The 653-nt window shown below is 46.6% G+C and carries 1 protein-coding gene; it reads left to right on the top strand.

The genetic code is table 11. The annotated features are described in order from the left end of the window. A partial coding sequence (locus tag JJQ72_RS20290) for an IS256 family transposase (protein ID WP_208204785.1) occupies nt 1-653 on the top strand: 653 nt, incomplete at both ends.

Genomic DNA, 653 nt, shown 5'->3' with positions numbered 1-653 from the left:
CAAGATTATCCCTCTCGTGAAAGAGTGGCAGAATCGCCCCCTACAGAGCGTGTATGCTGTGGTGTTTCTGGACGCCATTCATTTCAAGGTGAAACAGGATGGGGCCATCGTCAACAAGTCTGCTTACATGGTCATTGGCATTGATTTGGATGGAAACAAAGACGTCCTTGGCATGTGGATTGGTGAGAATGAGTCTGCAAAGTTCTGGCTCAGTGTGCTCAATGAATTGAAAAATCGCGGCGTTCAGGACATTCTCATTACTTGTGTAGATAACCTTACAGGCTTCTCACAAGCGATTTCAGCTTGCTATCCCAGCACGGAAATCCAAAAATGTATCATTCACCAAATCCGCAACTCCACCCGTTATGTATCCTATAAAGATCTCAAGAAGGTGACCTCGGATTTAAAACCGATCTACAAGGCGACGACGGAGGAGATGGCTCTGCTGGAGTTGGACCGGTTTGAGGAGATCTGGGGAACCAAGTACCCACTTATTATCCGTTCATGGCGCAATAATTGGGAAGAACTCGCCACGTTCTTTAAGTACCCACCTGAGCTTCGTAAGCTCATTTATACGACCAATATGATTGAGAGCTACCACCGCCAACTCCGTAAAGTGACGAAAGGGAAAAGCATCTTCCCTACGGATGAAT

The organism is Paenibacillus sp. F411 (genome assembly GCF_017582705.1).
Lineage (GTDB): Bacteria > Bacillota > Bacilli > Paenibacillales > Paenibacillaceae > Paenibacillus_AQ > Paenibacillus_AQ algicola.
This window is presented reverse-complemented; position numbering and strand designations above follow the sequence as displayed.